This is a genomic window from Clostridium sp. 1001271B_151109_B4 (genome assembly GCF_015670405.1).
In the GTDB taxonomy this organism is placed as follows: domain Bacteria; phylum Bacillota; class Clostridia; order Clostridiales; family Clostridiaceae; genus Clostridium.
The window spans coordinates 12,579-17,939 of the sequence record NZ_JADPBQ010000034.1 but is presented as its reverse complement, the minus strand read 5'-3'; the positions used below and the strand labels follow the sequence as shown (position 1 = coordinate 17,939).

The 5,361-nt window shown below is 27.6% G+C and carries 5 protein-coding genes; 1 reads left to right on the top strand and 4 read right to left on the bottom strand.

Annotation, left to right across the window (positions count from 1 at the left end; all coding sequences use genetic code 11):
• Positions 1-91: 91 nt before the first annotated feature.
• The 3 genes from I4V63_RS15850 to I4V63_RS14940 form a co-directional block, all read right to left on the bottom strand.
• On the bottom strand, positions 92-1,747 hold the full coding sequence (locus I4V63_RS15850; protein WP_196002026.1) for a recombinase family protein: 1,656 nt from the start codon (positions 1,745-1,747) through the stop codon (positions 92-94).
• Between the two features lie 77 nt (positions 1,748-1,824).
• Positions 1,825-2,307, bottom strand: a complete 483-nt coding sequence (locus I4V63_RS14945; protein WP_196002025.1) for an ImmA/IrrE family metallo-endopeptidase — start codon at positions 2,305-2,307, stop codon at positions 1,825-1,827.
• A 119-nt stretch (positions 2,308-2,426) separates the two neighbouring features.
• On the bottom strand, positions 2,427-2,912 hold the full coding sequence (locus tag I4V63_RS14940) for a hypothetical protein (protein WP_196002024.1): 486 nt from the start codon (positions 2,910-2,912) through the stop codon (positions 2,427-2,429).
• Between the two features lie 467 nt (positions 2,913-3,379).
• Between I4V63_RS14940 and I4V63_RS14935 the strand changes: the two genes are divergently transcribed.
• On the top strand, positions 3,380-4,021 hold the full coding sequence (locus tag I4V63_RS14935) for a hypothetical protein (protein ID WP_196002023.1): 642 nt from the start codon (positions 3,380-3,382) through the stop codon (positions 4,019-4,021).
• 291 nt (positions 4,022-4,312) lie between these two features.
• On the opposite strand, the gene I4V63_RS14930 is transcribed toward I4V63_RS14935, so the two are convergent.
• Complete coding sequence (locus I4V63_RS14930) at positions 4,313-5,200, bottom strand: N-acetylmuramoyl-L-alanine amidase (RefSeq protein ID WP_196002022.1); 888 nt, start codon at positions 5,198-5,200, stop codon at positions 4,313-4,315.
• Positions 5,201-5,361 lie beyond the last annotated feature (161 nt).

Below are 5,361 nucleotides of genomic sequence, written 5' to 3'. Positions count from 1 at the left end.
CTGGAATCTTTCTAAGCTTTTGTAATGGGTAATAAGTAGTCATAAGCTTAGCATGTGCAGTGTGTTCTAAAATGCAACGGTAAAATTTCATTTAATAATTGAAAGTTATTTTTTTTTTAGACTCTTCATTACATCCAATTATATTAACATTTACTTGCTGCGTAGATGAATCATAAGTAATACTATCTACTAATAAATCTATTATTGATTTCTGTTGTTCTGACGGATATGACTTTATATTTGCACATTTATCTAATAATTCAGACACTATATCTATTGAAACTTTTTCACACTTATCGTACATAATACTATCTTCTATTTTATTCAATTCAGTTTCTAAAGTTCTAACTTCATCCTTTAACTTTTTAATTCTTTCTAAAATTATATCTGATATGTCATCTGATAAAGCAAGCTTGTCAAGTAATCCATTGATCACTTTATTTTTATCATTAATTTCCTTTTTTATATTATCAATCTTTAATTTTCTCTTTTTATTTATATTGTTAATATCTTTACTTTTTTTAATCCTATCTAAAAACTCTTTTTTATTTTTTCCTAGCATCTCTAAAGATGTTAATACAGTTTCCTCTAACTGATCTGACTTTATATTTTTACTTTTACATAGCGCACCCTTACTTTTAGTTTTCATAGCACATGTATAATAAAAGAATTTCTTACCTGTTTCTTTTGAAACTCTTCCATGAACAACCCTCATGTATGATCCACATTCACCACATCTAATTTTTCCTGTTAATAATGCATTATTAGTTTTGCCTAATCTCGGGAACTTATCTTTATTTTTTTTAAATTGTTCCTGCACCCTTATCCATTGATCAGAATCAATTATCCCTGGACAATTTGACACTGCAGCTATCCACTCATCCTTCTCTTTATTAACCTTTACATACTTACCATCTTTAATTATTGATTTTGTTTTATTATAACTTAATAATCCTGATTTACCATCTGGTTCTCCATATACATTCCAACTATTATCATTTAAATACTTTATAACTTCTTCATCACTTTTTACATAGATAGGATTTTGTAAAATTACCTTTAAAGAAGTTTTTTCTAATAATACACCTGTTGTTGATTTAATATTATTTTGCGTAAAATATACTTCTGTTTTATGAAGTGATCCTTCTTTTAAATAAGTTTCATAAACTAATTTAACAACTTTTAATTCTTCTTCATCAGGTATAAGTCTAACTCCACTTCTTTCTTTTCCATCTTCATCAATATAAGAAACTTTCTCACTCTTATACCCCATCGGTAGCCTACCGCCTGACCACCTTCCATTTTTAGCAAGCTCCATCATATTATCTCTTACACGTTCTGCTATCGTTTCTCTTTCTAACTGTGCAAAAACACTAGCTATATATATCATTGCTCTTCCCATTGGAGTACTAGTATCAAATTGCTCCTTTATACTAATAAAATTAGTTTTATGACTTTGTAAAAAGCTCAATGTTGATGAAAAATCTGAAACTGTACGGGATATTCTATCTAATCTATAACATATCAATGCATCATATTTTTTTTTAGGGATATCAGCAATTAACTTTTTAAATTGCGGCCTATCAGTTACAGCACCTGTATAACCTTCATCCTCATATTCAACAAAAATTATTTCTTCTTCTGGATAGTTTCTATTTATATAATCTTTACACATTTGAATTTGATTCCCTATAGAATCTCCTTTTCCTGTGTACTTACTTTTTCTACTATAGATTGCTACCTTCACAAATCTTCCCCCTTATAGCATCATATATAATTAATTTTATTATTATATCTTATTACAATAAATTGGTTTCACATGTATTAAGGTGTTCTTGATGAACACCTTAATAGTTTAAAAACACCAAAATAAGGCTCAAAATATATTATATAGTTATCCATTTCCACATATGTCCCATATCTTTGCTTATAATAATCTATGGCTTGATCAAGAAATTCCTCTGTTACTTCTAAATACTCTGCAATTTCATATCTGCTCTTTGCCCCAAATTCAAAAGCCTTAATGAAATCAACAACATGTATTAACTTCTTACTAGCCCATTTTCTTGCTATATTCTCCTGTTTAACTGAATTAACATCTTTTTTATCAAGTATATTGCCCGAAGTCATGTAATGATGTCCTAATTCCTCTGCCAAAATACACTTCTTTTCTGTTTCTGTATCTATATTACTATTTATAATAATAAAACTATCACAATAGTACCCCTTAGCTTGTCCTTTAAAAGAGGCCTCAATAATAGTAACTCCTTTTTTACTTTCATTTTCTATTAAATCATCATATCTCATAATAATCCCCCTTATTCAGTCTGTATCGAACACATGTTTACTTGAATAATATATTAATACCTATTTTTTACTATGTCAATAAAAAAAGTAGCACTCTAAATGCTACTTACATTAATAAATTATTTAGTTATTTCACTTTCAATCTTTTCTAATGCCCTTATACATAGTCCATTAAAAATATCATCCTCTTTTTCACTTTTAGAGTTTCTTCCCATTCTAAATAAAATAATACATATAAATATTCCACTAGCAGTTATAAAATCCCATTCATTAGAAATAAAATACTCTTTATTTAATACTGCTCTACATATTTCACTTACTGAAAATTTAATAAACTCAGCTATAATAGTGGCCATCAATCCAATAAGAAGAGCCCCATCAATTGACAATATATTGTTAATTCCACTCCCCCTAAATGAGCCAAAACTATTTTCTGCATATAGTTTTTGTTCTTCAATAAAGCTAACCTTTTCTTCTATATCAATAATAGAATCTATATATTTTTTATAATAATTATAAATAAACTTATATTTTTCTGTAATATCCACTTCAAATTTTATTTGAGTTAATTCCTTTCTCTTTAGCTTAGTTTTACTAGCATACACTTCTACTTCTGCATTGTTATTACTTTTTAACTCTTTATTAGCTCTTAAATTAGCCTGTTTAAGTAACTGCTTCTTCTTTATATTTTCTATTTTCTTTGCTTTCTTTACTTTTTCATTATTATTTATAAATGCCTTTTTGATTTCAATTCTAAAATTTTTTTATCTCTTTGTTCTTCTAGTAACTCTTTTACCATATAATATTACTCCTTATATTTATTCTAATAAATAATAATATTGTTATATTTTTTAATACATCTACTTTTAATTATTTTCTAAATTAAATATAATCCTCACCAATTTATTGAACAAATTTCATTATTATATATTATTTTCCTCTAAATTTTATTATATCAAAAATTATTGTCAAATTATAGTCTTTATAGAAAACGTTTTCCGTGTTATTATTTAAATATAGTGTTAATGGACAAGCTATATAAATTTAAATTCTAAATAAAAGAGGTGTTATTATGAAAAGTGTATTCAAAAAAATTGCTCTAACTTTAACTTTTGTACTAAGTATAATGTTTACTACTCCGATAATAGAAGCTAAAGCATATGAGAAAAATAATAAGCAAGAGGATGTATATGCTGAAAAAAAAGTAGAAATTATAACTATTGATGGAATTAACTATACATATAAATATTGCTATAAAAATGGAAATAAAGTAATAACAATAATTAATGATTCAAATAATAATATAGAAAAAATTGTGCAAGATAAAATATCTAAAGATATATATTTGAATAACGAACTTGTTATGACTGAAAAAGAAACTATTTATGAAGAATCATTCTTTTCTCCAAGAGCTTATTATGAATGGGAAACAAAATCAAGTAGTAGCACTTATATAAGTTGGGGAAAAGCGACTACAGCAGCTGCTCTTGCTGCAATAATTGCAACAAAAGTAGGTACCCTTGGTCCTAAAGGCGTTATTGCTGCAATGGGAATAGGTGCATTAGGTGTTATAGCAAGTCAATGTGCAGGTGGACGAGTTTATACAAAAATACAAATGTTTCGTGCACCATTAACAAACCCTCAATATCGTACTATTTGGGCATTCAAGGCTAGTACAGGAGATTATTATGGAGATTATATTTATCATTGGTAATATATAAAGGAGTATTTATGAATAAAAAATTTAACAAATTTAAATTAATAAATGTTTTTTTATATCTTTTATGGATATCTATAGCTATTATTCTCATTAATTTACCGACTATAATGGGGGATAAATTTTCACTTGAATTAGGACGTACATTTGTTTTTATTTATATCTTAAGTATTTTTATTGTAACTTATGTAGTTAACCGTTTTATTAAATGAAAAATAGAATAAATTAAAATTTAAGTCTAACTAACTGGCTAGTAAATAGGATTTCTCCTAACTACTAGCCTCCTTATTATCTATATATTAAACATTCCCATGTTTTCTTCCCAATAACTCCATCTGGTTCTAATCCATTAGCTTTTTGAAAATTTACTACTGCTTCATAAGTTTCATCTCCAAACGCTCCATCTGCACCAAACTTTTCTAGATCATATCCTAAGCTTATTAATTTTTCTTGTACTAATTTTGTAATGTTTCCTTTTGATCCCCTTTTTAGTACTGGACATCCTGCCAATGTTTTTGGTCCAGGATAACCATCTACCTTTTGATTGCTAAACCCTTGCTTATTACACTCAGATTGTAACTCCCAAACCCATTGATTTATATTACTTTCATTTGAAGTATCATTATTAATACTTTGTTGAATAGAATTACTTATATGCTCGTCCAATGCTTCTACAATGGCTTTTGCAACTGCTTCATGACCTACTGATAAATACTTATCTGCATCATCACTATCTACAAAGCAAACTTCTATCAACATAGATTTAGCTTTTGTTCTTTTTATTACATAAAGTCCTGTACCACCTTTTACTCCTCTATTTGGAATTCCTAATACACTTGATATATTATTACAAACATCAATAGCATCTTGATATTGTCTACCTTCATATGTGTAAACTTCTACTCCCCTTCCTCCTGCTGCATTAAAATGAATTGCAATAAACCAATCTAACTCTTGTCTATTTGCTTGTTGCACTACTAGAGCCAAGCTTTCATTTGTAGTACTAGCGTAATCTACAGTGCAGTTATAAACGGTATTTCCTCTTTCTTTTAATAATCTTCTTACTTCATTTCCTACCTTTCTTGTATGTTCACCTTCTTTTATTCTTCCTACTGCTCCTGAACCTGGTCCACTTATTGTATGTCCATCATTTACTCCAAAATTTAAATTACTCATTATTATTCCTTCTTTCTTAATATATTTTTATAAATTAAGAGAACAGGGTCTACTCCTACTCTTCTTCAATCTTTTTAACTGTTCCTTTTACTGTTGATTGTCCAAAATAAAAACTGACTATCATTATTGCTACTGTAGTAAATTGTTCTGTACTAACTACT